The organism is Pseudoalteromonas sp. M8 (assembly GCF_018141365.1).
GTDB lineage: Bacteria > Pseudomonadota > Gammaproteobacteria > Enterobacterales > Alteromonadaceae > Pseudoalteromonas.
In genome coordinates this window covers 144,694-170,896 of the sequence record NZ_CP047240.1, presented here as the reverse complement: position 1 = coordinate 170,896, position 26,203 = coordinate 144,694, and the positions used below count along the sequence as shown (strand labels likewise).

General features: G+C 41.6%; 11 protein-coding genes. 4 read left to right on the top strand and 7 right to left on the bottom strand.

Annotated elements, in window-relative coordinates:
• Nucleotides 1-9: 9 nt before the first annotated feature.
• Genes GSF13_RS05950 through GSF13_RS05920 form a run of 7 tightly spaced genes read right to left on the bottom strand, consistent with a single transcriptional unit; the run spans nucleotide 10 to nucleotide 20,095 of the window.
• Nucleotides 10-780 (bottom strand): phytanoyl-CoA dioxygenase family protein, encoded by a 771-nt coding sequence (locus GSF13_RS05950; protein ID WP_010604336.1) that lies wholly within the window; start codon nucleotides 778-780, stop codon nucleotides 10-12.
• Entirely contained in the window at nucleotides 777-4,187 is a 3,411-nt protein-coding gene (locus GSF13_RS05945; RefSeq protein WP_211867495.1) for a non-ribosomal peptide synthetase, read from the bottom strand. Before GSF13_RS05945 ends, GSF13_RS05950 begins: the two co-directional genes overlap by 4 nt.
• The gene (locus GSF13_RS05940; RefSeq protein WP_206472328.1) at nucleotides 4,184-7,477 is read right to left on the bottom strand and encodes a type I polyketide synthase; all 3,294 of its coding nucleotides are present in this window, start codon (nucleotides 7,475-7,477) and stop codon (nucleotides 4,184-4,186) included. The genes GSF13_RS05945 and GSF13_RS05940 overlap by 4 nt, the downstream gene beginning before the upstream one ends.
• A gap of 6 nt (nucleotides 7,478-7,483) precedes the next feature.
• Nucleotides 7,484-12,889, bottom strand: coding sequence for a type I polyketide synthase (locus GSF13_RS05935; protein WP_211867493.1), 5,406 nt, complete (start codon nucleotides 12,887-12,889; stop codon nucleotides 7,484-7,486).
• The gene (locus GSF13_RS05930) at nucleotides 12,879-16,016 is read right to left on the bottom strand and encodes a non-ribosomal peptide synthetase (RefSeq protein ID WP_174171039.1); all 3,138 of its coding nucleotides are present in this window, start codon (nucleotides 16,014-16,016) and stop codon (nucleotides 12,879-12,881) included. The genes GSF13_RS05935 and GSF13_RS05930 overlap by 11 nt, the downstream gene beginning before the upstream one ends.
• Nucleotides 16,006-17,736 carry a cyclic peptide export ABC transporter gene (locus GSF13_RS05925; protein ID WP_010604331.1) on the bottom strand — a complete coding sequence of 577 codons (1,731 nt, stop codon included), beginning with the start codon at nucleotides 17,734-17,736 and terminating at the stop codon, nucleotides 16,006-16,008. The genes GSF13_RS05930 and GSF13_RS05925 overlap by 11 nt, the downstream gene beginning before the upstream one ends.
• A 28-nt stretch (nucleotides 17,737-17,764) precedes the next feature.
• Complete coding sequence (locus GSF13_RS05920) at nucleotides 17,765-20,095, bottom strand: penicillin acylase family protein (RefSeq protein WP_211867491.1); 2,331 nt, start codon at nucleotides 20,093-20,095, stop codon at nucleotides 17,765-17,767.
• Nucleotides 20,096-20,872: 777 nt separating this feature from the next.
• Here GSF13_RS05920 and glnA point away from each other — a divergent pair.
• The 4 genes from glnA to ntrC all read left to right on the top strand — a co-directional run bounded on the left by glnA (nucleotide 20,873) and on the right by ntrC (nucleotide 26,075).
• Entirely contained in the window at nucleotides 20,873-22,279 is a 1,407-nt protein-coding gene (gene glnA, locus GSF13_RS05915) for a glutamate--ammonia ligase (protein ID WP_010604329.1), read from the top strand.
• Nucleotides 22,280-22,545: 266 nt separating this feature from the next.
• Complete coding sequence (locus tag GSF13_RS05910; protein ID WP_211867489.1) at nucleotides 22,546-23,052, top strand: DUF4124 domain-containing protein; 507 nt, start codon at nucleotides 22,546-22,548, stop codon at nucleotides 23,050-23,052.
• Nucleotides 23,053-23,598: 546 nt separating this feature from the next.
• On the top strand, nucleotides 23,599-24,681 hold the full coding sequence (gene glnL, locus GSF13_RS05905; RefSeq protein WP_174171038.1) for a nitrogen regulation protein NR(II): 1,083 nt from the start codon (nucleotides 23,599-23,601) through the stop codon (nucleotides 24,679-24,681).
• Nucleotides 24,678-26,075, top strand: coding sequence for a nitrogen regulation protein NR(I) (gene ntrC, locus GSF13_RS05900; RefSeq protein ID WP_211867487.1), 1,398 nt, complete (start codon nucleotides 24,678-24,680; stop codon nucleotides 26,073-26,075). The genes glnL and ntrC overlap by 4 nt, the downstream gene beginning before the upstream one ends.
• The last annotated feature ends 128 nt before the right edge of the window (nucleotides 26,076-26,203 follow it).

Genomic DNA, 26,203 nt, shown 5'->3' with positions numbered 1-26,203 from the left:
TCATACTCCTTAATAAGTGACTGGTGAGCACAAAAACTCAGGCCGGCTTGAAAGAGACTTGCTTACGTTACTCACTTTGTTGTAGGTCAGAATAAGCAATCGTCTATCCGTTGGCCCTAAGTTATTAGGGCTACCATGAATAGTTTGTGGATGGAAAACGATGACATCGCCTTTTTTACCTATTGCGGGAGCAACACCATTCATCTGAATTTGCTTGTCAACTTCTTCAATTGGCACTTGGAAAGTAAGCGCTGAAGCCACATCATTCGACCATGATTTATCAGGCTGAGCTTCAAGCGTTATATTTTGGCAGAGGTTCCCTTGCGTATGCGAGTTTGGAATAAACCACAAAGGACCAGAAATAAAGTCCACATCATCGAGAAATATGGCGATATTGACTAGTTCTTCTTTCTCTATATGGTCATTATTATGCCAAAACACAAAATCTTGATGCCATGGCCAGAATTCTCCAACCCCTTTTTTCTTAACATTTACTTTGGATTGATGCACATAGCAGTTGTCACCTAGGGTTTTCCGAACGATACCAAGTAATTTTTCCTGTTTTACTAATGTGGAGAAAAACTCATGGTACAAGTGAATACCATGAATGCCGCGTACCGTAACTCCATCTTGCTCATAGACAACCCCCCGTTTTTCAACACCAATATGATCTCGAAGGTGCATTTCTAAGGTCTCAATATCGTTTTGAGAAAACACGCCCTCTAACTTAACCACGCCTTCATGTAGATAATTTTCTAGTGATAGTTTAAGTTCTTTCATAGCACCCCCTCCTCCTTGATTGTTTGTCCAGCCTTTAGGCTCTCAACATTCTGCAAATAATTTAGCTCATCGAATAAGCGCGCTTGCTCCCTCAAAATAGGGGCTTCCATAATCGTTTTTACTGATAGTTTTATGCCGGTTTCTTGCTGGATCCCAGCAGAGAGTTGTGATGCAAGTAACGAGTGCCCACCTAAGTTAAAAAAGTTATCATTACGGCCTACTTTTTCAACATTGAGCAATGATTGCCACGCACCTTGAAGGCGGTACTCTGTCGGAGTTTCAGGTTCACTATAGTGACTTTCTAGTACCGAGAAATCAGCCTTAGGCAACGCATTTTTGTCTACTTTTCCGTTGATATTAAATGTAAATGAAGTGACTTCGATAAATAAGCTTGGACACATGTAGTAAGGTAGCTTGGAAAGCAAAAATTCATTTAGCTCAGTTTGTGAAGGTGTTCTTCCCTTTACAGTAAAGTAAGCAATTAGCTTGCTATCTCCGTTGAATTCATCACACTTTACGGATGCCATATCTACGTCTGGATGCAATGCTAAGGTAGTCTCCACTTCACTTAGTTCAACTCGGAAGCCTCTCAGTTTCACCTGTTGGTCGCTTCTACCTAAATACTCTAAGTTGCCATTTGACGTCCAACGAACCAAATCTCCCGTACGATAAAATCGCTCACCCAAATGAGGATAATGAGGTAGCTCAGTAAACTTTTCCTTCGTCAGCTCAGGCTCTCCGAGATACTGATCGGCCAAACATGCACCTGTGATATACAACTCCCCCATAGCGCCTACAGGTACTTGATAGCCAAACTCGTCAAGTACCAAGCAGCTCACATTCGCTATTGGCGACCCAATATTAGGTATATCAGCCCAAGTCTCTGGTACTTTTGAGAGATTTAATGCAGTCACAACGTGTGTCTCTGTAGGACCATAATGATTAACAAGTTGTATTCGATTATTGCGTGAAAAGAACTTTCTGATCGCTGGAGTTATTTTTAGTTGCTCAGCCGTAGATATCACACAATTCAGTTGCGCTGGATTGACGTGACTTTCTACCCAATAACTCAATAAAATGTGCAGCATTGAGTGTGGCAAATTTAAAACGCTGACATCATGATCCACAATCGTTTTACTAAGATAGTCCAGGTCACTCATACACTCTCGACGAGTTAATACCAACTTACCATGGTTACTAAGTGCCATAAAAATATCAGTAAAGCTCATATCAAAACCGATTGATGCGTATTGCAACCAAGTAGGCTGTTTCGTTAAAAGAGGTTGAGCAACCCCAATGGTCACAATCAAATTCAACAGCGCTTTATGTGACATCTGTACCGCTTTTGGCTTACCTGTAGAGCCTGAGGTGTGTAAAACATAGCAGGGCGACTCTAGTAGCCCCACTTCGAGCACCGGATTAGTAACTGGGTAATTACTCAAAATTAGCGATGACAGTTGCCTTTTATTATTGTGCTCACTGATGCACGCCTGAGAGCAGTCTCCATATATCAACAAGCTATTTGGGTAATTTTGTAATATCTGATCAATACGCTCTAAAGGTAATGCTTCGTCGATTGGAATATAGCCTGCACCCGCTTTCAATATGGCCATCAACGTTATGATTTGATCTATGCCCCTCGGAACTAAAAATGCCACTAAATCACCAGGTTTAACATTCTCAGTCTCAATTAAGTAATGGGCTAATTTATTCGCTTGCGCGTTTAAACTGCCATAGCTAATTGTCTCTTCTTTATCAACTAACGCGATACTCTCTGGGTAATCTCTAGCCGTGCTCTCAAATGCTTCTTGCACAGAGGCACCAGCAAGAGGAACCGCTTCTTTCGTCTGTAATTTCTCTAGCTGTATTTGTTGCTTCTTATTAACTATCGAGAAATCTGAACAATTTATTTCGGGATTATTTAAAAAGGTATCAATGAGCAGTATGAAGCTGTCATGCAAACTCTTAATCGTTTCTTCTTTAAAAAGTGCTGTTGCATACATCCAACTAATATTGAGCTCATCATTAAGCTCCGTGATGTGAAGCTCTATATCAAATCGCACAGTATGGGCATCAAAGTTTTTCAGCTCCATTTTTGTGTCAGCGAACTCAAGCATCATCTCAGGCGTGTTTTGCATCACAAATAGCACCTGAAATAGATTTGAACCGCCTACCAAGCGCTCTCCCGCCCTCTCAGAAATAAGCACATCGATTGGCACTTCTTGATGCGAAAAGTCATTCAATAGATTCGTTTTATTCTGTCGAAGAATATCAATTAAGCTTTGTTTAGCATCAATTTGTACTCTTGTTGGTAAGGTATTAACAAAAAAGCCTATTAATGACTCCAGCTGAGGATTCAGCCTATTTGCAATGGGTGCACCTATAGTGTTGTCGTATTGACCACTCACTTTAGCGATTAGCACACCAAGCAGGCCATGTAACAGCATGAACAAGGTTGTCTCTTCTCGTGCAGCAAGTTTTTTCAGTTTAGCCAGCCTCAGGGAATCAAGCTTAAACTGCTGTGTCCTACCGCTATAATCCAACTGACGTGGGCGTGGAAAATCATATGGAAGTTGATTTACTTTTGGCGCACCCTCTAGCCTTTCAAGCCAATATTCAATCCCTTCATTTTGCATTTCCATCCATTCAGGGGAACGCTGCCAAAATGCATAATCTGCATACTGAATATCTAATGGAGCCAAACTCTCATCTGATTTCTCAACCGCATGAAGATACAATTGACATAGCTCTTTACTACAAACACCACCGGAAAATCCATCTGTTGCGATGTGGTGTATAACAAACAACACTAAATATCTTTCTTTCGTTCTAAATAATTTAACTCTGATAGGAGCATCACGTTCCAAATCAAAATAGATATTTATACTTGTTCTGATCTGCGCTTCTATTTCTTCATCGTTTTTATGAACCACGGAAACAAGCTCGCAGATTTTTGTCATGTCGATACTTTCCATTGGCATCACAAACTGAAACGGCATTCCTAAATTTTCGCCATAACAAGTCCGCAATATTTCATGCCGCTCTATCAACTTGCGCACAGCAAGTTGAAAGCAGGAAAAATCAATCTCACCACTAATATCGAATAAGAAGTGACTGTTGTAATACTCGTTGCCTGACGCAAACTTTTGCGCTAAGTACAAGCTTTGCTGTGAAAATGACAGTGGTATTTCACAAGCTTTATCGACCTTTTGAATCGTGTGGCGTTTCTTATTATCTTTATAAAGCTTATTTAAAAACGACTTCAACGCTTCTTTATTACTTATCAGTGTCGTCTTCAGGCTATCAGGAATTCCCGTTTTTGGTAATTCACAAACCAGCTTGTCACCTTTGATATTTAATTTAACGTGATGAGCCCGAAGCTCTTGTAAAAGTGCCTCAACATTCATAGTTCAAGCACCTCAACAGGTTCAGTCGTATCGGCCTCACTATTTTCTTGCTCAAGTAACCACATCCGAGTTTCAATTAATTCGGAAAGTGCAGAAATAGTTGGTAATTGCAATAATTCCTGAAGTGGTATCTCAAATTCAAACTGCTTGCGCATTTTGGTTACTAAGGCAGCCGCCATTAAGCTATGCCCACCCATTTCAAAGAAATTATCTTCTATTCCAACTGGGCTATACCCCAAAACTTCTTGCCATTGCTGCGCTAGTAGTGATTCAAGCTCCGTTCTTGGTTCAACATAATCAGGCGCAAAACTTGGACGGCTATGATTGGAAGCCAATGCAAGGTCATCACTACTACCATCAATTTGAGACTCTATATTTGCAAACTTTAACTCTAAGCCTTCACCTTTGACATCCATACTACTACCAAGAATAGTCGCAAGCTGCTCTGTAACACCTTGTTGCATCGCCTTGATAGCTGCCAATTGTGCGTCTGACAACGTCGTATGTTGTTCAACCGCTTTTAACTCCCAACGTAATGCCCCCTCTACAAGCGGTTTTGTGGTGCTGGGCATATCAGAATCTTTCGTTAAAATTAAATCAGGTTTAAATAACTGCTTACCTGTTGCTGCAGGTTCAATCCAATATCTTTTTGGCTCAAATGCATAGGTAGGAAGACGAACTCTGTGGCGCTTTTGCGTAGAATAATACTCTTCAAAAGGTAGTGTGATCCCCGCTGCCCATATTTCAGCACGCGTAAATGCGATACTTTCCAGTGTCAACTCTTGCTCTGCAGGTTTAGGTAATGTACTTGCAACATGAGCTTGGTTATTGCTCAACGTCTTTATAAATGATCGTAAGGTAGTCCCTGGGCCAACTTCAACGTACACACGGCTAGTATCCTCAGACCATAATGTCTCTAAGCCATCATTAAATTTCACAGTTTGACGCAGGTGTTTAGCCCAATATTCTGGGCTGCAAACTTCTTCCTCAGCCCAATCACCCGATACATTTGAGATAAACGGGATAGTTGGTTTATTCATCGGTATTGTGCTTGCAAACTCTATGAATGGCTGAAGTGCAGCAGCCATCATCCCGCTGTGAAACGCATGAGATGTATGTAGCAGAGAAGCTTCAATTCCTGCTGCATTTAGTTCAGCTAATAAAGCGTCAACTGCTTCAGGCTGCCCTCCCAAAACCTGTGAATGTTCGCTATTTTGAACGCAATGCCAAACTCCCTCTCTTACCCAGTTAGACACTTCACTTGCAGCGATTGGAATCGACAACATTTTGCCATGTGGCATACCCGCCATGAGCTCACCACGCTTTGCAACGAGTCTTATTGCATTTTCCAGAGTAAATACACCGGACAAACACGCTGCAACATACTCACCGATACTGTGACCAATCATGCTTTGTGGTTTTACATCCCAACTTATTAGCAGTTTAGCTAGTGCATAACTAACACTAAATAAACTTAATTGAGCATTCTGAGTTTGTTTAAGTTGTGTACTGGCAGCAGTTGAATTCTCACAAAACAAAAGTTCTTTTAAGGACAAAGAGCAATGCGTGTGTATTAATTCAAAGCACTGATCTAAATGCTTTTTGAACTCAGCTTCATTTTCATATAAAGCTTTCGCCATACCGACATACTGACTACCTTGACCGGGGAACATAAAACAAATATCTCGCTCTGTTTTGTTCTGGGCACTATGGATCGTGAATCGCTTGTCGTCTCCTGTCAGCTTATTCTTTAATTCATCTATTGAACTGACAACAGTGACAAACTTGTGTTTAAAATTTCTCCTACCGACTTGTAACGTGTAAGCAACGTCAGCAATATTTAGCTCTGGGCAGCACTTCAAGTGCTCAAGCAGGTTTTCTTTCGTTTTTACTAATGAGGATGCTGTTTTTGCAGACAACACGATTAGATGAAGTCCACTAGCTGAATCAGACTTAGGTAACTCAGGCGCTTCTTCTACGATTAAATGTGCATTCGTTCCACCAATGCCAAATGAACTAATACCAGCTCTTAACTTGTCACCTGCACTTGGTTCCCACGGGATCGTTTTATCAACAACGAAAAATGGGCTATTAGCAAAATCAATTTTTGGATTAGGTTGTTCAAAGTTTAGACTTGCAGGTATCTTGTGATGCTCCATCCCCTTCAACGTCTTTATCATACTGGCAACTCCCCCCGCTGATACGAGGTGCCCAATATTTGTTTTCACAGAACCAATGCCACAGAATTGCTTTTTATCCGTATAGCGTTGAAATGCTCTAGTCAAACCAGATACTTCTATCGGATCCCCCAAGTTAGTACCTGTTCCATGTGCTTCTATATAGCTAATCGTCGCAGGATCTATCTCTGCGCTTTCAAGAGCTTCTGTAATACACCTCGATTGCCCTTCAGGGCTTGGCGCGGTATAACTTGCTTTGTCCCCGCCATCGTTATTAATTGCACTGCTCTTTAGTACGCCAAGGATCTGATCGCCATCTTCTAGTGCATCTTCCATGCGTTTCAAAGCAACAAGCGCAATACCATTCCCAGCAACTGTACCGGCAGCCCTCGCATCGAAGGCTCTACAGTGACCATCAAAGGACCCTATGCCGCCCTCTTGGTAAAATAAAGCATCTTCTCTTGAGTTTGATATTGTAACTCCTCCAGCTACCGCAATGTCACATTGATATGCAAGCAACGCTTCCCTCGCATAGTGAACAGCAACAGCTGAAGACGAACATAAAGTATTAATATTGATACTAGGTCCAGATAAGCCAAGCTTGTAGCTTGCTCTTGTCGAGACAAAGTCTTGTCCCGTTGAGAGAGAGACTTTAAAGGTCCCAACGTCCCTTACATAGTCTTGGTGTGATAATAAGTTTCTCGACAGATAGGAACTAGCACCGGCTCCACTATAAACACCAATGATGTTGTCGCCTTCTTCAGCACCATAACCCGCTCTTTCTAACAGCTCCCAAATTACCTCAAGGAAGATCCGATGCTGTGGGTCTAACAATTCAGCTTCTCTAGGCGAGAAACCAAAGAATTCAGCATCAAAATTCTCAACGCCTTCAAGTACCCCCTCAGCACCAACAAAGTTCGGGTTTTCTAAAAGTGCAGGATCAACCCCTAAGTTCAATAGCTCTTCTTGACTAAAAAACCTGACTGACTCGACACCATTTTCAAGGTTATGCCAAAACTCTTCGACACTGTTTGCACCGGGGAAGCGACCAGCCATTGAAATAACGGCAATGTCATCCTGATAATATTCTTTTAATTCTTCTGTTGATTTCATTTTCTGTTAGTCCTTTTGTTGTTTTTTTCTGCGGCGAAGGGCTGCTGCTTTTTTCTTCTCAACTCGAGAAGAAACCTGAGATAAAGTATCGTCATCTTCGTTAGATGAAGAGTCTATATATTCGGCGAGTTTTTGAATTGTCGGATAGTTATACAGTTCAACAACCGCTATTTTTTCATCAAATGTTTGTTGTACTTTTTTATGGATCTGCATCAAAACGAGAGAGTCCCCACCAAGCTCAAAGAAGTCGTCTTGAATCCCTACTTTTTCTAATCCAAGCATTTGCTCCCAAATTGACACTAATGATTTTTGAGTGGGAGTTTTTGCTGCAACAAAATCCACTTCCAAATCAGGTCTAGGTCGTGTTTGTTGTGGTAACGCGTCATTCAGGTCGAATAAACCAGTGTCACCATCTGCGGAGTTTTCATAGCGCTTTATAAAATCCGATGCTGCATACAAAGTTACTGGCTGACGGTGAGCTAATGTCTGTTCGATAACACTCATTGCAGTACTATTATCAATGCCTGCAGGCATCGCTTTATGTTTATATACAAATTCACTAAGAGGTATATTGCTTACCTTACTTGAAGAGCTAGCTAAGTCTGTTTCAATTTTCTTCATCGTGAAATTTGAAATAGTTACTAGCTGCTCTCCTGTTAAGCTGAGTAAACAAATATCAAAGCTCATGACTCCCGATTTGCTGTCCTGACTCTGCAACTCGACAAAACTATAAAACTGACCTTCTAGCTTCGAATATTGGGTAAGCTTTGCATAGTTAATTGGTATATAGACGCCACCATCAATAAAAGCTCTCAGATAAGAGGTTGCGCAATCCAGTAAGGCAGGATGTAAACTGTAGTCATTAATATCAGTATCGAACTGTGCAGGTAAGTGCATTTTAGCTAGGCCTGAGCGCTCGCCGATCCACACCTTTTCAAAACAGTTCCATCTCTCACCATACTTCATCAACTGATCGTGCTGCTCTGCATTTCGGCTCACACCAAGAGCTTGAGCCCCAAGGTCTGCAGCACCAGAAACATTGTCGAATACTCTTCCTTGAATTGAATTAATTAGCTCATTAATCGACATGCTTTCTGGCTGCGCGCTCGAAACTCCACTTACCTGCCCTTTCGCATGAATTTGGTACAACTCATTACTCGGCTGATAACTCGTAATTTCGAATTGAGTACCATTGCCATCGACTGTTAGGTTGGTATATAAATCAGACCAATCTCCTGCAGATAGGGCTGCACCAGATAAAAAGTATACGTCTTTTAAAGTGATGTGCTTTGAAGGGGTTGAATGCTGAAATGCAGCTGCAGCCATCTCCAAATAGGTTGCACCAGGAATCGTTGGTAAACCCATAACCCAATGCTCAGCAAGCGGCCAATCCCTCTCTGTATGAAATTGCTTACAGTAGACTGTCTGGCCTGACTCATTGATAATTTGATCGCCCAACAGTGGATGAGTTTGATGCGCTGTAATCCGTCTTCTGCCATTTAATGCCTCTACAGCCATTCCAGCTTCTTTCCAAGCATCCCAGCGAATACTGAAAACTCTATCTATACCTCTACTGTGAGCTGCTTCTGCTATACAATCCAAACCAGCATTGGCTGAGCTATAGTCACTTTGACCCATGCCACCTAAAATCCCCGTAACCGAAGAAAATAGTACGACGAACTCCATCTCTTCACGCTCGCAAATATCAACCCAAGCGTTGGCAGTTCCCAGCTTTGCAGCTAGTACCTTATGCACAATTTCATTTGTTTGGTTCATCACCATCGTTTCACCTGGCAGTCCCGCTAGGTGAAATACACCGCTAACTTGGCCAAACTCAGTGACGGCTTTGTCCCAGATTATTTGAGCTGATCGCGGTGTACTTACATCCGCCTCAAGGCAAGTTACATTGGCACCATAGGAGTTCAATTCAGCAATAAGAGGAGAAGATGAACGGTCTGTTCGACTCACTAACACTAAGTTTGCTTTATATGTTGACGCTAAATAACGAGCAAGTTCTTGTCCTGCACCTCCGAATCCACCTGTAATTACATAAGTCGCATTATCACGAATAACTACAGGTGAACTGCTCTTTTCTAGCTCCTTGCCAATTTTTAGAAACTCTGGTTGCCAAAGATTTCTGCCTCGCACCGCACTTACAGTGGACAATTTTTTAGAACGTATTATTGGAAGTAACTGAGACTGACTAAAACTTGAACTATCAAAGTCAATTTGATGCGCTGAGATGTTCTGATGCTCTTGAGAAATTACTTTCAGTGTGCCGTACACCAGCCCTTGTTCGGGTTTAAGCAACTCTATACCTGTAACGTTACAAGCTTCTGTTGTTATCGCAAACCAACTCATCTCATCTTGGTAAGAGACATTTGAGAATGCTCTTGCTAAATGGAGATATGTGAGGATGCTATGATAGTTGTCAATAGTGCTTAAACTTGGCCAAAATGAGATAATTTTTGTCGGTAATGTCACTAACCGCGTTAATTCCGCAACTAGCTTTTCATAATCTTCAAATATTTCCGCTCTCATAATGTAGCGGTTTTCATCCTCTCGCTTAAATACTTCTCCAACCCTAACAGTCGTTATTGTGCTTGCTGTTTCCAACTCTAACTGCTTGATAATATTTTGGGAAAAATGACTGTTATCATCGAGAACGAGTATATTACCTTTATTGTCACTATCCTGTGATAGGAGTGATAGCGCTTGTTTACTCCACTGTTGCTTATAAAATCCTTCAACATCCTCTTCTGCCGTTTCTCTAAAACCTGAAAACTGAGTTTTATAAACTTTGCTATCAAATTGATAAGGAGGAAGGTCGGCGATCTTGTTAAAACCTTGAAGTACCCTGCTCCAATCAGGTTCAATATCAAGCGTATAAAGCTGCCCTAAACACTTATTGAATGCTGTATGTTCATTCTTTTCGTTTCTTTTTGCGCGGGTGGTATGCAGGACTAAACTCTGACTTTCTAATTGCCCATGGCGTGACACAATGTTGGCTAGCGTATTACCTGGACCAACTTCAACAAAAGCTCGACTTGGTCCTGACAACAGCGTGCTGATACCTTTGTGAAATTGAACCGTATGACGCAAGTGCTTAACCCAATAAGAGACATCACATAGTTCCTGCTCACCTGCCCAATCACCTGTCACATTTGAGATAATCGGCATATTGGGAGTATTCAGTTGAATCCCTTTGAACTCAGCTTCAAAGTCACTTAACAGTGGATCCATTAATGAAGAGTGAAATGCACTTGATGTATTGAGCTCTGTAGTTTCTAATCCATTGCTTCGTGCATCTGAAATAAATATCTCAATATCCTGGACTGCTCCAGCAACAACATAGTTCTTTTCAGAATTAATAGTCGCAATTGATACATTCGACCACTTTGAGGTGTCAAACTGAGTCCAACTGCCGTTCACTGCAATCATTTTCCCCGGCGTAGCACGAGACATAATTTGGGCTCTAGCGCTAATCACCTTTATCGCGTCTTGAAGGCTGAATACCCCAGCAACTGTCGCAGCAACATACTCACCAAGACTATGCCCAATTAACGCACTAGGCCGATACCCTTTATCAATTAGACTTTGAGCAATTGCAAACTCAACGGTGAACAGTGTAAGTTGCGCAAGTTTTGTTGCTCGTAACTGTTCGTCACTTGCTATCTGCTCAGTATTTCCCCAAAGTAATTCGCATACATTAACACCTGTGAGCTCATCTATGTGTGTAGAGCATAACTCTGCTACTTCTCTAAATTTTGTATCATTCTTATATAGCCATTGTGCCATCTTAGAGTATTGAGAGCCTTGACCACTAAACATGAATACCAGTGATTCAGGGTGCAGCTCCTTATTAAACGCTGTCGCTATGTATTGATTGTCGGCATCATGAACAAGTGCAGACTTAATACTCTGCTTTGAACGCTTAAATAACATAGTATAAGCAGCAGATAGTGAATCGTTAGTATTTGACCGCAACCAGCTCTGCATTGCGGCTAAGTTACGTTGTAGACTCTCTTTAGAATGACCAGTAACAGGAATAAAGGCAGCACTTTGTTGCACTGATTCCATTGCGGGTTTTCGATACTCTTCTAAAATAATATGCGCGTTTGTTCCACCAATCCCAAACGAGCTGACGCCGGCACGTTTTACCCCTGCTGATGGCCATTGCTGGAAGTGATCCGATACCATTAGCCCAGATTCAGAAAACTGGCACTTCTGATTTGCATCCTTGTAATGCAAGCTTGCTGGAATCCCGCCATGCTTTATAGCGAGTACCGCCTTAATAAACCCAGCGATACCTGCTGCGGTATCTAAATGGCCAAAGTTGCTTTTTACTGAGCCAATTAAACAAGGCGTTGATCTATTAACGCCATATACTTGGTTCAAAGCCTGCACCTCTATAGGGTCTCCCAGCTTTGTTCCTGTTCCATGAGTTTCAATGTAACCGATGCCTTGTGGCTCAACACCAGCAATCTGTAGTGCTGTACTTAACACATCTCGCTGGCCTGCAACACTTGGTGCGGTATATCCTACTTTATTATTACCATCGTTATTAATTGCTGAACCTTTAATAACAGCATGAATTTGATCACCATCGGTAATTGCATCATGTAGTCGCTTTAAAACGACAAACCCGACTCCATCACTCAAGACCGTCCCCTGAGCACTTTCATCGAATGGCCTACATTGACCATCAGGAGCGAGGATCATTCCCTCTTGATAAACATATCCTTGTATATCTGGTTCAACTAAAGCTGGGTTGGTAGATAATGAAACAGCTCCAGCTAACGCAATATCACTATCCCCACTTAACAGACTTTGACAAGCTTGGTGAATTGCAACTAAGCCTGTTGAACAAGCTGACTGTACAGTCACAGCAGGGCCATTTAGATTGAACTTGTATGCCAAACGAGTATTAAAAAAGTCTCGACTAACGAGATTAATTATCTCGTAAGCTTGTGCACCACCTTCAGAAGCGGCTTGGCTAAATTGAGCTGTCCATAATGGGTTTGCTGAAGCTCCACCAAAAACGCCCAGCAACCTCTCATTTAACGTCTCTCTCCCACAACCAGCATCTTCAAGAGCTTGCCAAGCAGTCTCATGATAGAGCCTCAATTGAGGATCCATTAAAATAGCTTCACGCTCACTATATCCAAAAAACTCTGCGTCGAAGGCCATCGCATTTTCCACAACCCCCTTAACTGGAACATAAGAGTCTTGCGATATCAGCTCACTATCCACACCTGCACGCTCTAACTCTTCAGAAGAGAATGTTGACAATCCACACCGGCCTTCTCGCAACAATTGCCAAAACTCTTGTGTCGAGTTCACTTTGGGGAATCGCGAAGACATACCTATGACTGCGATTTCAGCACCATGATAATTTTGATTAGTACTCATTGACTTGTTTCCTTGTATTCAATCTTCTTTGAAGCCTTGATTTGCCTGATTGAAGTTGCTCTGTTCGGCTTTTTGCCTCGGAGTTGCGGGTCGCAGAGGCATCAATGACTTGAGCCAGCGCGTTAAGTGAGGGATAACTAAACATATCGACAACAGTTAGTGACAAACTCAATGCTTCATTCAACTTTGGCACAAGCTCAACCATTTCTTGGGATCTTGCTCCTGCATCAAAAAAGTTTGTCTCTGCATCAAGGTGAGGTATCTGAAGGTGATGGCAAATAACGGCTGCCAGCTCCTGTATCAAACGATCTTCATTTTCAGTTGTGCTTACCTGTGCAAAACTCGAAGGTAGTGAAAGCGACTTACTATCTAGTTTGCCACTTGGTGTTAAAGGAAACGCTTTAAGTGCTTGCCAATGGCTTGGAAGCATATGTAATGGAAGGTATTCAGAAGCGGCAGCTCTCAAATGTTCAGAGGATAACTCATCATTTTCAGAGATATAGTAAGCACATAAACACTGATGACCAGAGTCAGATGTCTTGATTAGAACAACTGCGTCAGAGATATTCGGTAACTTTTTCAGTATTGACTCTATTTCACCTAGTTCTATTCTGTACCCTTGGAATTTAACTTGAGTATCTATTCGTCCTACAAATTCAACACTACCATCTGCCTGTATTTTCGCTAAATCTCCCGTATTATACCAACGCTCTCCATTACAACTAATGAAGCGACTAGCAGTTAGCTCAGGTTGATTAAAGTAGCCTTTTGCCAACCCCTTACCACTGATGTATAACTCACCCGTCCAACCCACAGGCATGAAGCTATGCTGGCTATCTAGAATTGCCATCTGTGTATTAGCGATTGGATGGCCTATTGAATTTACACTCCAACTCTCTTCCACTCGGATACAGCTTGACCAAATTGTTGTTTCAGTTGGCCCATACATATTCCAAAGCGCATCAACCTTGCTTGTTAGCTCAGTTGCTAAATGCTGTGGCAGAGCTTCTCCTCCCACAAGCGCCTTTAAGCTAGGTTTACCTTGCCAGCCAGAAGCTAATACCAACTTCCATGCGCTAGGAGTCATCTGTACGATGCTGGTATCAGGTTTGTTAATTTCATCAACCAAACCTTGCAGATCATGGGTTATACGTGAAGGAAATACTTTGACCGTCGCTCCACTTATTAACGGAAGTAATAGTTCTAAAATAGATATATCAAAACTAAATGGAGTGACGGCTAATAATCTATCTCCATGGCTGATTCCTGGTTTTTTCCTCATTGAGAGCAAAAAGTTAGCTAAAGATAGATTCGAAATTTCAACGCCTTTTGGCGTACCTGTAGAGCCCGAGGTATATATAACATAAGCAGTGCTATCGTTTTTGGCTACGGTAGTCGAGCCAATTTCAACAGCGGTATTTTCACAAAGTGACTCTACAATATAAATCTTATCTGTTAGCTCAAATGCTAACTCAGAGAAATCACTATCGATGACAAGCAATGAAATATTACTGTCATGTGCCATATGCTTTAGGCGGCTAACTGGATAGCTCGGATCCATCGGCACAAAACCAGCTCCAATTTTACTCAGCGCTACAATCGCTTCCACCATTCTTTCTGAGCGATGAAGCATTAGCCCTACGAGATCACCGGCTTTGACCCCGATTTCCTTGAATCTCAATGCAAGCCGCGTTGAAGAAAGATCTAAGGCTTCATAAGTAAGTTCTCTGTTTTGACACGACACAGCTACGGTATTCGGAGATTTCCGCACTTGCTCCAAAAATAAGGTAATAAATGGTTGTATTTCCTCATCAAGTCCAGTGTCGGACAGAGATAACGATTTATTTTTCTCAGATGTAAGCATTAATTCAGAGAGTTTTACCTCTGGATTATTTGAAACTTGTTCTAGAAGAGAAAAAAGTATTTCTAAAAGCTGTGCAATTTCCTCTTTTGAAAAGTACCCCATGTGATAATCCACCTGTAGTTCAACAGGCTGCACTTCTCCATTGTCCCAAATGGTTAAGTTAAAAGGAGTAGTTTGGAAAGGGTTTTCGATATAATGGTAAGATGCATGCGCTTTAGCAAAGCGACAACTATTATTTAATTTTAAGAAGTTCACACACACATCATAGAGACCACTTCTTGCTTCAGGGCCCATATCAGAAACAATATGACCAATTGGGTATTTCTGATGTCGATATATTTTTTTTTGCTCAGAAGCTACATAGCTAAGAAACTGATCAAATGAGGTGTCTGATGTATAAGCTAGCGATATAGGGCTAACACTTGTATATAGAGCTATATCATTCTTTTGTTTCGCTGATTTTCGATTGTGAGCTGGTAACCCTACATTAAAATTACGCTCTCTATATAGTCTAGAGAACATTATAAAAACAAGAGACAAAAATACAGTACCAGGGGACTTAGCTAGAAACCCTTTGTTTGAAAATAAGCTTTCATACTTATCTCGCGCTACTGAAAAAACAACTCTCTCACTTGAGCTTTTCGATTCCAATTTCCTATTTGGAATAAGTATATTCCTTTTAGAACAATGCAAGTAAGACTTCCAAAATTCCTTATCTTTCTGATACCGTTCTGACTCCAAGTATACTGAGTCTTGTTCAAAATAGTTTTGCTGCGCGTGCTCATTAACCTGATATTCTTTTGATTCATAAGCTTTTGAAAGTGCCTCAGCCCATAGCGCAAACCCCCAGCCATCAATCAGCAAATGATGCGCTACACCTACAAACCAGATCCTTTGATCTGTCAGTTGAATGATATAAGTTTTGTAGAGGCATCTTCCCTTAAGATCAAAGGGCTGAGAAAATATTTCTTTCACAAGCTCCTGCGCTGACTTAATCGGTTCAATAGCGTCTCTATAATCAACCACCGTAGACTTAATATGTAAAGCGTTATCAAATCTTGCTTTGGGACCATCATGCTCATGCTCAATAGTCAAACTAAACATAGGGTTACTTGCTATAACCTGATCACTTGCTTCTAATAAAGATGTGACATTTGCCGAGCTTATATCAACATATCCACCAATATTATATTTAGCATTACCAATACAATGTAGCTGATCGAAGTAAACATCCTTCTGCGCTAGAGAAAAATCAAACCTCATATGCGTTATCCTTATTATTTTCTGAGTTTTTAAAATTTGATTTTTCAGCCTTAGCCTCGCCATAATTTAACCTTGAAGCACTTAGCTGAACCTCTCCTTTATCTAAATGAACGAGCTGATCTGATAAGTTATAATATCTATCATCATGAGTTATAACTATAATCAACTTATTTCTTGACTTTAAAATAGGTAGGATTTCTTTGTAAAAAATCTCTCTGAATTGAGGATCTTGATCTGCAGCCCATTCATCAAATAAATAAAAATCTTTATCTTCTACAATACTAGCTATTAATGCCAACCTTCTTTTTTGACCATCTGAAAGTTCTAAAGTAGAGAATCCATCTCCTTCTAAAAACACCTTCTCATCGAGGTTAAGCTTCACTAACCAATAATTAATTTCATCTATAACATCACTATTTTCTAAATCAATTCCATGCAGCTTTTCAAATAAGTGATAATCACTATAGATAACACTTATTGACTGGCGATAACTATCAATATTGCTTTCATCAACTTTCACATCATCAAAGATAATATTTCCTGATGTTGCCCTATAATGAAGTGTAGCGACCTTACAGAAGGTTGATTTACCCGAGCCATTTCCTCCAACAATAAAAGTTATTTCTCCGCGTCTACAACTAAAAGAAATTGGGCCAACTTCAAAATTAGATTTTTTATAAGAAAAGCAAGTATTATCGAAAGTTACTTTTTCCCAGTTACTAACCGGGGTTAATTCACTCTCTACCTCCTTAGACAAAGATGCAAGAATCAGATCTACTTTATTATATGACGCATTAGCTCTATAAATTGGAGCTATTGATTGCAATATCCATCGAATTGGGCCGGATATATATAGCAGAACCATAACTATACCCAGTAATTCACCATGACCAATCGAGTAGTAATTAACAAAAGAGAAAACCAAAACGGCGATAATTAGATAGGTTAATAGCATCCCATAGTTTTCAGCAAAGATTGTATAGTTATACGTTTTAGTAAGTGTTTCACGCATTTCATTTTCAGCTTTAAGCAACTCATTTTTAATAAATGACTCTCGCTTAACATTATTAACTTTCAACTCTTTCGCTCCCATTAGTAAAGAGCGAAATGATTTTTGAAGTTCATCTGTTTCTTGTCTTGATTTATTAAAAAACCTCATGGAATAGATGATAGGAATTTGATAGGTAATAACTGAAACAACTAAACAAACCAATAAAAATAGAAATGCCCCCATACTTAAAAAGTAGATATATAAAAATACACCTAACAAAATAACTGAACTGACTAACAGACCAGGAACTGCTTGCGCCCCCATCATAATTCGACTGATATCTGTACTTAATACAACGAGTAATTTAGAAGTTCCAACTGACTCAAGGTTCTCGATTGGAGCCCCTAGAATCTTTTCAAACAATCTTTTTCGGATATTACTCGCAAGCATTAATGCTGACTTTTGTAATGCAATCATTGACACTGATTGCAAAATAAAAATCGCAGCGCAAATACCTAAAAATAACAGCGCTAAATTTGGATGTGCTATTTGCACGCCCAGCACCTCAACAAAATCTGCGGTGCCGTCTAATACATAGCTAAACTCTTCAATTGCGATTAGAATAACTGGAACTAGCGACGCGTAGATAAGGCCTGCGATCGCGCCGCTCAACAGTGAAATAAAGACAGAGTTAGGCGCCGTCTTTCCTAATTCGGAGAGTAACCTCATTACAATTCCTTTTTATTAATTATTATATTTATTGCGGTGTTTCAGTAACTAATTGATTACTTTCATATAAGTCGATCATGTCATCATAGTGTGGGCTCATGATATTGCCGGACTGACCCGTTGAATTGATGTACCAAGACTTAAACCCTTCCTGCTTACTCGACACCATAATTTGGCGAAACCCAGCACCAAATATCTGCTCATATCCATCAGCACTATCAAACCGATAACCGGCGGCATTCACGGTATCTAATGAACCAGCTCCAGTGATCTGCCGCTCAAAAATTCGTCTCGAAAAGTCCGCTTCACTAAAGGGTTGATGCGCGAAAGTTCTCGGCGCAAGCTCTCCCCATGACCACGGCCTAGCGCCAAACTTACGCTCAAGTTCAACTAAAGTCGCTTGATAGGAATCCCTAATTTCATCTGTACATTTTTCTGAAGTGTCAGAACACCATAATTCATGGTCTTGTAAGGCGAGCAATAACTGTTTGTCGGTTAGACTAGATGCGGTTAGCCCGCCACCAAATTGTGTAGCAAGACTTTGTGAATGGAATAATTTGACTTTTAAATTTCTGATCATGACTTGGTATATAGCACCAACGTCAGGGTCAGATTTATAATCTCCATCCCAATGTAGTAGCTCACCAAGTAAAGGCTTCAGATTTGGATAGTCATTTCTAAGAAGGTTGAGTAGATCTATCGCTCCTAAGTCAAGTACATCACCTTGAATACTCCGGAAAGTATCGATGGAAAGTTTGTGTCCTCGCTTTAACTCACCTTCTATAAGAGACGCTATACGTTCCGCTCTATATGAAGGAGCCCAGTCCATAGAAATGAAGTAAGGATAATCCTCAGAGACATGTTTTTGGTTGGCATTAATGATATAGCCTTTTTTAGGGTTGAATTCCGTTGGCATACTTTCCCAAGGAATGTACCCAGTCCATTCAAACTCATACTGATTAACAGGTATGGCTCCAGAATGTTTTTTGCGAAGCGGAACTTTACCCGCGCTATTGAGGCCTATATTGCCTAGGCGATCTGCATAAACAAAATTGATTGTCGGCGTGATAAGAAGCTGGAGCGCATTCCTGAACTCTTCCCAATTAGAAGCATAATTCAGGTCGATCAAGGCAGAAATAGAAGTATCACTGTCATTTAAAGCTGTCCATCTCAGTGCATACCCATGAGACGCGCCAGCACTATAATCTAGAATAGGCCCATATTTTGATTGTGCAACCGTATGTTTTATAGTCTCTGGGGCTTTTCTAAATTGAGCTGGGAAGTCAGCCTTAACCGCGATCTCCTCTACCCTTTGAACAATTTTCTCTCCTGCAGAATTCCCTCCTCGATTAAGGTCCACTATGACCAAATCTTGCGTATCCGCGGGCATGTTAGTACCGCCCCAAGCAATATGAGCATTATGTCCAAATACAATTACAGGCAATCCTGGAATGGTCATACCTGATGCGTTTACTTCGCCGCCTAACAAAGACGCTCGATACCATAATGAAGGCATTTGGAAAGAGAGATGAGGATCATTCGCCAACATCGCATCGCCCGAAGCACTTAACTCCCCAGAAATTACCCAAGCGTTACTCCCGGCAAATTTGCCTCCAATCCCATGCTCTAGCAATAAAGCTTCTTCGATACTCGCTAACTGGCTTAACGTCTCATCCAATTTAGCGACACGTGATATATCCTCTGATAAAGATTGCTGATCATTAAGCTCTGGATAGATTGAGTGTAAATAGTCCACTGGTAATTTAGCGGCAGCTTGTACTCTGGCGCGTTCATAATTAGCAGCAAAACTCAGAGAGTAAGAAAGTAGCTTACCTACCATTAATGAATCTTCAGGAGACCAATTTGAAGCAACGACACCAAAAACCCTAAACTCAATTGGTAGGTTTTCAGAATCTCTGATATACGCATTCACTCCTTCAGAGAAGGCAACTAAGATGCCTTTTTCCCGCTTCCCTAAACTTTTTAGCGCCTCTTTTGCAGCATCAGCAAGCCCCAAAGTACGCATATATTTATCACGCTCAATTGTTGATGCTCCAAAGACCTCACTCAAAGTACCTTTAATTAATCGGCGCTGTAACTCCATTTGCCAAAGCCGATCTTGAGCTTGAACATATCCCATAGCGAAAAAAGCATCATGATCACTTTTCGCGCTTATATTTGGAACTCCGTACTTATCTCTAGAGATACTCACTTTGTTACTCAAAGCGCTATCGCTTAATGTGATATTATCCAGAGGTAAAGTTTCTCTCTCGTCTAAGTAAAAATAAGAGATGATTATAATGAGGGGAATAAATACTAAAATAACAAATCTTAATGCTAATGACTCTCGAGAAAACACCTTACTTCTTCCTTGCATATCAACAGTAACAAACGAAAATTTAGCCTATTAGAGTGCATCAAGTAGCCCCTTTAACATTAGACTCAACTTATTAATATCAGGTACATAGTACCCAAAAAATGAAACCGATCAACACAAAAAACAAAACAAAAATTAACTCGATTAACACAATTAACACACAGGACACAATTGAGAAATACAAAATTGCATAATGTACATACAACTTCCTCACATGCAGTATCATTCACCTAAATACAGACAAATAAATGGTGAACAAAAAGTCGCCTATAAAATGCGGGCTCTTTGGTGTTAGCGTATATAAACAAAAGATGTAAAAATTAATCTAAGAAGCAGTTAATGAGCAAAGAAAAGTTTCGATTAAATACCTAAAGAAAGGTGCTTTATATGCAATATTTAGAATGTATTTTTTCTATAAATTTAGAAATTAATTTCAATTTTCTGCTCAATACCAGACCACCATTAGTGCAGACAACTGAATATACTCGAGCAACTTTTAGCTATTCGATATCTTGATACCTTGAGCATTTAATCAATATCAACTACAACAGAAATGGAAAGTGTCGTTGTCAGGAAAAATATTACGCACCACCATGGAACACTTACGCACCAATTTAGTGCAAAACATCCGTTCACAGATCAGTAAATTTAAATAAATCACTAAAAATCAAACAGTTAAACAATTGGCACGATTAACGCTTATCAAGGTGCAATTGCAGTACATTGCAGCAAAAAATAACCCAACGAGTCGGAGGACACATGTCACAATCGGTTTTAGATTTTATTAAAGAGCACGACGTAAAATTTGTTGACTTACGTTTCACAGATACAAAAGGTAAAGAACAACACGTATCGATCCCGCATCATCAAGCCGATGAAGACTTCTTTGAAGACGGCAAAATGTTTGATGGCTCATCTATCGCTGGTTGGAAAGGCATCAACGAATCTGACATGGTACTTATGCCTGACGCAGAAAGTGCTAAGCTAGACCCGTTCGCAGAAGAAACAACCCTTATCGTCCGTTGTGACGTGGTTGAACCAAACACACACCAAGGTTACGAGCGTGACCCACGTTCAGTAGCTAAACGCGCTGAAGAGTTCATGCGTTCAACGGGTATTGCAGACACCGTATTATTCGGTCCTGAGCCAGAGTTCTTCTTGTTTGACGATGTTAAATTTAAAACTGACATGTCTGGCTCAATGTACAAAATTGATGCTGAAGAAGCGGCTTGGAACTCAGACAAAGACTACGAAGGTGGTAACACAGGTCACCGTCCTGGCGTAAAAGGTGGTTACTTCCCAGTAGCACCGGTAGATTCGTCTAATGATTGGCGTGCAGCTACTTGTTTAGTACTTGAAGAGATGGGCCACGTTGTTGAAGCGCACCACCACGAAGTAGCAACTGCTGGTCAAAATGAGATTGCGACTCGCTTTAATACTATGGTAACTAAAGCAGACGAAATCCAAGAGATGAAGTACGTTATCCACAACATGGCTCACCTATACGGTAAGACAGCAACCTTTATGCCTAAGCCAATCGTTGGTGATAACGGTTCAGGCATGCATTGCCACCAATCACTTGCTAAAGACGGCAAGAACATCTTCGCAGGCGACAAGTACGGCGGTCTATCTGAAGAAGCGCTTTACTACATTGGTGGTATCATTAAGCATGCTAAAGCAATCAATGCATTCACTAACCCAGCAACAAACTCTTATAAGCGTCTAGTACCAGGGTTTGAAGCGCCAGTTATGCTTGCATACTCAGCACGTAACCGCTCAGCATCAATCCGTATCCCGGTGATCCCATCAGAAAAGGGTCGTCGTATCGAAGTACGCTTCCCAGATCCTGCGGCTAACCCATACCTAGCTTTCGCAGCGCAGTTGATGGCTGGTCTTGACGGTATCCGCAACAAGATCCACCCTGGCGATGCAATGGACAAAGATTTGTACGACCTACCAGCGGAAGAAGCAGCAGAAATCCCAACAGTTGCAGCATCACTTGACGAAGCGCTTGCTTCTCTAGATGCTGACCGTGAGTTCTTAACTCAAGGTGGCGTATTCACTGACGACCTAATCGATGCGTACATCACACTTAAGTCGAAAGAAGTTGAAAAATTAAACATGACAACTCACCCAGTTGAGTTCGAAATGTACTACAGCGTTTAATCGCTAACAGACTACTACGCTCAGTACCGCGGTATTGAGCTTGTAGAGCCAAAACTCATTATGCGTTTCTGGCACTCTTAATCATATGTGTTCTCAAGCCCGTAATTACGGGCTTTTTTAATTTAATTCAAAAGGTTAAATTAAATATCTCGAATAAATTTATTATCGGAGTTACTCATTTGTAACTCGCAATTCCAACAACACTATACTAAAGTATGAACAGTAGTTTACTGTGGAGAGTTGTGGTGCGTCAGTGGTTTCTTATAATGTCGGTTAGCATGACGCTAACCCTAACAAGCATTGATGCTGCAGCAGAGTCCAAGCCAAAAATCTATCGCTGGAAAGACAAAAACGGCCATTGGGTCTATTCGGATGTACCGCAACCAGGTTCAAAAGAAGTCAAACTCAACGCCAGCGCTTTAACCATGCCAAGTGTTGATACTAAAATTCTCGAACAAACGGATACAACACCAACGATTCAATATACAGCTAAAATCACTTCTCCTGAGCATGAGCAAACAATCCGTGATAATAGTGGCAGTGTATACGTAACTGGCACCATAGAGCCAAGATTTACCCAAGGACTAAGCGTGCAACTCTTTCTCAACGGAACAGCCACAGGGCCAAAACAAAGTAATACTCAGTTTTCTTTGCGTGGTATCAATCGTGGCGAGCACTCTTTGGTTATGAAAGTGTTTAATCAAAAAGGTATGTTAGTCGCCCAAAGCGATGCTCATAAGTTCTTTTTGCACCGCAATACCGTGAATAATTAGAGCGATATTGCTTACCTACACTGACTTTTAACCAGTAGTTGCAAACACACCATACTCATCCCTCCTGCTATTGAGGAGGCCAAACTCGACATTTCATTGTGTTCAATCCACAACCTTTGCTCACCCACCTGGATTTGATAGTAGACTTCAGCCTTTGTTTGCAGTAGATATTTATCTCGCCAGTTAGGTTGAACGACCCGCATTACGCCTGTAAGGGTGGTTTTCTCGCCATTCGTAGCCCGATGTAAATTAGCGGTGTAAGGAGGAAAGCAACCCGTATACTCGGTAACATACCTAGCGCCTTGAAAGTCACAACCACTCATGCAGAACGTGACAAACAGGCTCCCCCGCAAGCACAAGCTAGATGTATTTTTTGAAACAAAGCATTAATAATGTGGGCACCTTAAAGTTGGCATGCTTTATTAATACCAAGTTTAGGATACGAGTTCGAAAACCCCTAGTTTCTGAGCTCAGGTAATAATTTAATCCAATGGATGCAAAGCTATGCTATTCTCATTGCACCACATTGGTGCACGGTGAACATATATGGATCAACATAACTCGATTGACTTGGATAAAGTTTGGCAATCTCTCTCAACCGCGATTTTAGTGCTCGATCAAAATTTAATGATCCACTATGCCAATTACAGCAGTAGTGAACTACTGGGACTCAGCACTAAACGGCTTGTTGGGCTGGCGGTTGATAGTGTGTTTAATCATCATCATATAGACTTGCCACGGCTCTCTAAATACGTGCTACAAGATGGTGTAGACTGCCAGCAACACAGGGTAGACGTGGTGTTTGTAGATAATCGTGTTGCGACACTAAGTCTGCATGCCAGACGAGTTTACCTTGCAGAAGAGGCGTTCATTTTAGTGGAATGTCGCCGTGTTGATGATGCCCTGCGTTATGACCAAGCATCCAATCAAATGCACCAATTTCAAGCAGCTCGAAACCTCATTCGCAGTCTTGCCCATGAAATAAAAAATCCACTTGGTGGGATCCGCGGTGCGGCGCAATTATTGCAGTATGAAACTGATCAACAAGAACGGGAAGAATGTGCCACGCTCATTATTGAGCAAGCAGATAGATTACGCGAGTTGGTAGATAAACTGCTTGGACCCAATCAGTTACCACAAAAAGAGCCGTGTAATATCCATCAGGCGTTAGAATCGGTGATAAAGTTAACCACCTTGGAGCGCGATGCCGATATCACCTTGGTAAAAGATTATGATCCCAGTATTCCGGCTATCGTGATAGATCAAGCCAAAATTCAGCAGGTTCTGCTGAATATGCTACGCAATGCTCAACAAGCGCTACAGCATGACGGTACGATCACCATAACAACGCGTATTAAACACCGTCTTCATCATGGTGAGCGACTATTGAAAAAAGCATTACTCATCCGTATCAGCGACAACGGTCCAGGGATCGCCGATGAGGTAAAAGAGACATTGTTCTTTCCGATGATCACGAATAAAGAAGGAGGCTCTGGACTTGGGCTCTCTATCGCGCAAACTTTGGTAGAGCAACACCAAGGATTTATCGAATGCGATAGTTGGCCAGGACACACTGAGTTCAGTATCTACCTTCCCTTTGACAACACCGAAACAGGAAACGTGCAATGAAATCAGTTTGGTTAGTCGATGATGACGCTTCAATCCGATTTGTTTTAGAAAAGGCATTAAAGCGAGCTGAGTTTGAAACCGAGAGCTTCGCCAGTGGTCAAGATGTATTGACCGCGCTTGAATATGAGCAACCCGCAGTGCTGATCTCAGATGTACGTATGCCAGGTATCGATGGCATGGCCTTGTTAGATAAAATTGCAGGGCTCTACCCAAACTTGCCGGTGATCATTATGACCGCACACTCGGACTTGGATTCTGCGGTCAACGCATTTAAAAAAGGGGCGTTTGAATATCTCGCCAAACCTTTCGACTTAAACGAGGCCGTTTCCCTTGTGCAACGTGCATTTCGTGCAGGCCAGCAAACTAAAAAGCAAAAGCGCCAAAGTGAAAAAGCCAATAGCCCCGACATTATTGGTGAAGCCCCAGCGATGCAGGAAGTGTTCCGCGCCATCGGTAAACTTTCCGCTTCAAGCATGAGTGTATTGATTAACGGCGAATCAGGCACGGGTAAAGAGCTTGTGGCAGGCGCGCTGCACAATCACAGCCCGCGCAAAGAGGCTTCTTTTATCGCGCTCAATATGGCCGCCATCCCCAAAGATCTCGTCGAGTCTGAGTTGTTCGGCCATGAAAAAGGCGCTTTTACCGGTGCTGACGGCATGCGCCGTGGCCGCTTTGAGCAAGCCGATGGCGGCACCCTATTTTTAGATGAAATCGGTGATATGCCACTGGACGTGCAGACTCGGCTATTGCGCGTACTCGCCGATGGTGAGTTTTATCGGGTTGGTGGCCACAACAGCGTGAAGGTCGATGTCCGTATCGTCGCGGCTACCCATCAAGACTTAGAGACACTGGTCAAGCAAGGTAAATTCCGTGAAGACTTATTTCACCGCCTCAATGTCGTCAGGTTAAAACTACCAGCCTTACGTGAACGCCCTGAAGATATCGCCGCCCTGTGCGATCACTTTCTTGCAAAAAGCGCAAAGGAGCTAAAAGCCGAGCCAAAAATCATCTCCAAACATGCTCTGCAAAAAATGCAGGCGTATCATTGGCCTGGCAACGTTAGGCAATTGGAAAACACCTGCCGTTGGTTAACGGTAATGGCCCCGGGTGAACTTGTCACCCCTGCGGATCTTCCCGAAGAGCTAGAAAAGCCACAACAGATTGACGCCTTAGAGCATGGCAATTGGCTGGACGCATTCCAAACTTGGTTAGACTCAGAGTTACGTAAAGGAAAAGACCATATTTGGCCCGATGTACAGGCACAATTAGAAACACGACTGATCAAATCCGCACTCAATGCCTGTCATGGTCATAAGCAAGATGCGGCGTTAAAGATAGGTTGGGGACGCAATACATTGACCAGAAAACTAAAAGAGAGAAATATTCAGGACTGACTCGATTGCTTGAGTCACATAGTTCCGCTACGTGGGCAGCAATCAAGTCAGAAAAACAACTTAACCTAATGATATATAAGTGACTTTAAAAATCCATCAGAACAGTCTACACTCTCTAAGTTAGGTCC

Bases quoted from the DNA above. Each gene is read 5' to 3' on its own strand.
- GSF13_RS05930 (WP_174171039.1), bottom strand. From the start codon at position 16,016: ATGAGGTTTGATTTTTCTCTAGCGCAGAAGGATGTTTACTTCGATCAG.
- GSF13_RS05925 (WP_010604331.1), bottom strand. From the start codon at position 17,736: ATGAGGTTACTCTCCGAATTAGGAAAGACGGCGCCTAACTCTGTCTTT.
- GSF13_RS05910 (WP_211867489.1), top strand. From the start codon at position 22,546: ATGTCGGTTAGCATGACGCTAACCCTAACAAGCATTGATGCTGCAGCA.
- GSF13_RS05935 (WP_211867493.1), bottom strand. From the start codon at position 12,889: ATGAGTACTAATCAAAATTATCATGGTGCTGAAATCGCAGTCATAGGT.
- glnA (WP_010604329.1), top strand. From the start codon at position 20,873: ATGTCACAATCGGTTTTAGATTTTATTAAAGAGCACGACGTAAAATTT.
- GSF13_RS05945 (WP_211867495.1), bottom strand. From the start codon at position 4,187: ATGAATGTTGAGGCACTTTTACAAGAGCTTCGGGCTCATCACGTTAAA.
- GSF13_RS05950 (WP_010604336.1), bottom strand. From the start codon at position 780: ATGAAAGAACTTAAACTATCACTAGAAAATTATCTACATGAAGGCGTG.
- GSF13_RS05940 (WP_206472328.1), bottom strand. From the start codon at position 7,477: ATGAAATCAACAGAAGAATTAAAAGAATATTATCAGGATGACATTGCC.
- glnL (WP_174171038.1), top strand. From the start codon at position 23,599: ATGGATCAACATAACTCGATTGACTTGGATAAAGTTTGGCAATCTCTC.
- ntrC (WP_211867487.1), top strand. From the start codon at position 24,678: ATGAAATCAGTTTGGTTAGTCGATGATGACGCTTCAATCCGATTTGTT.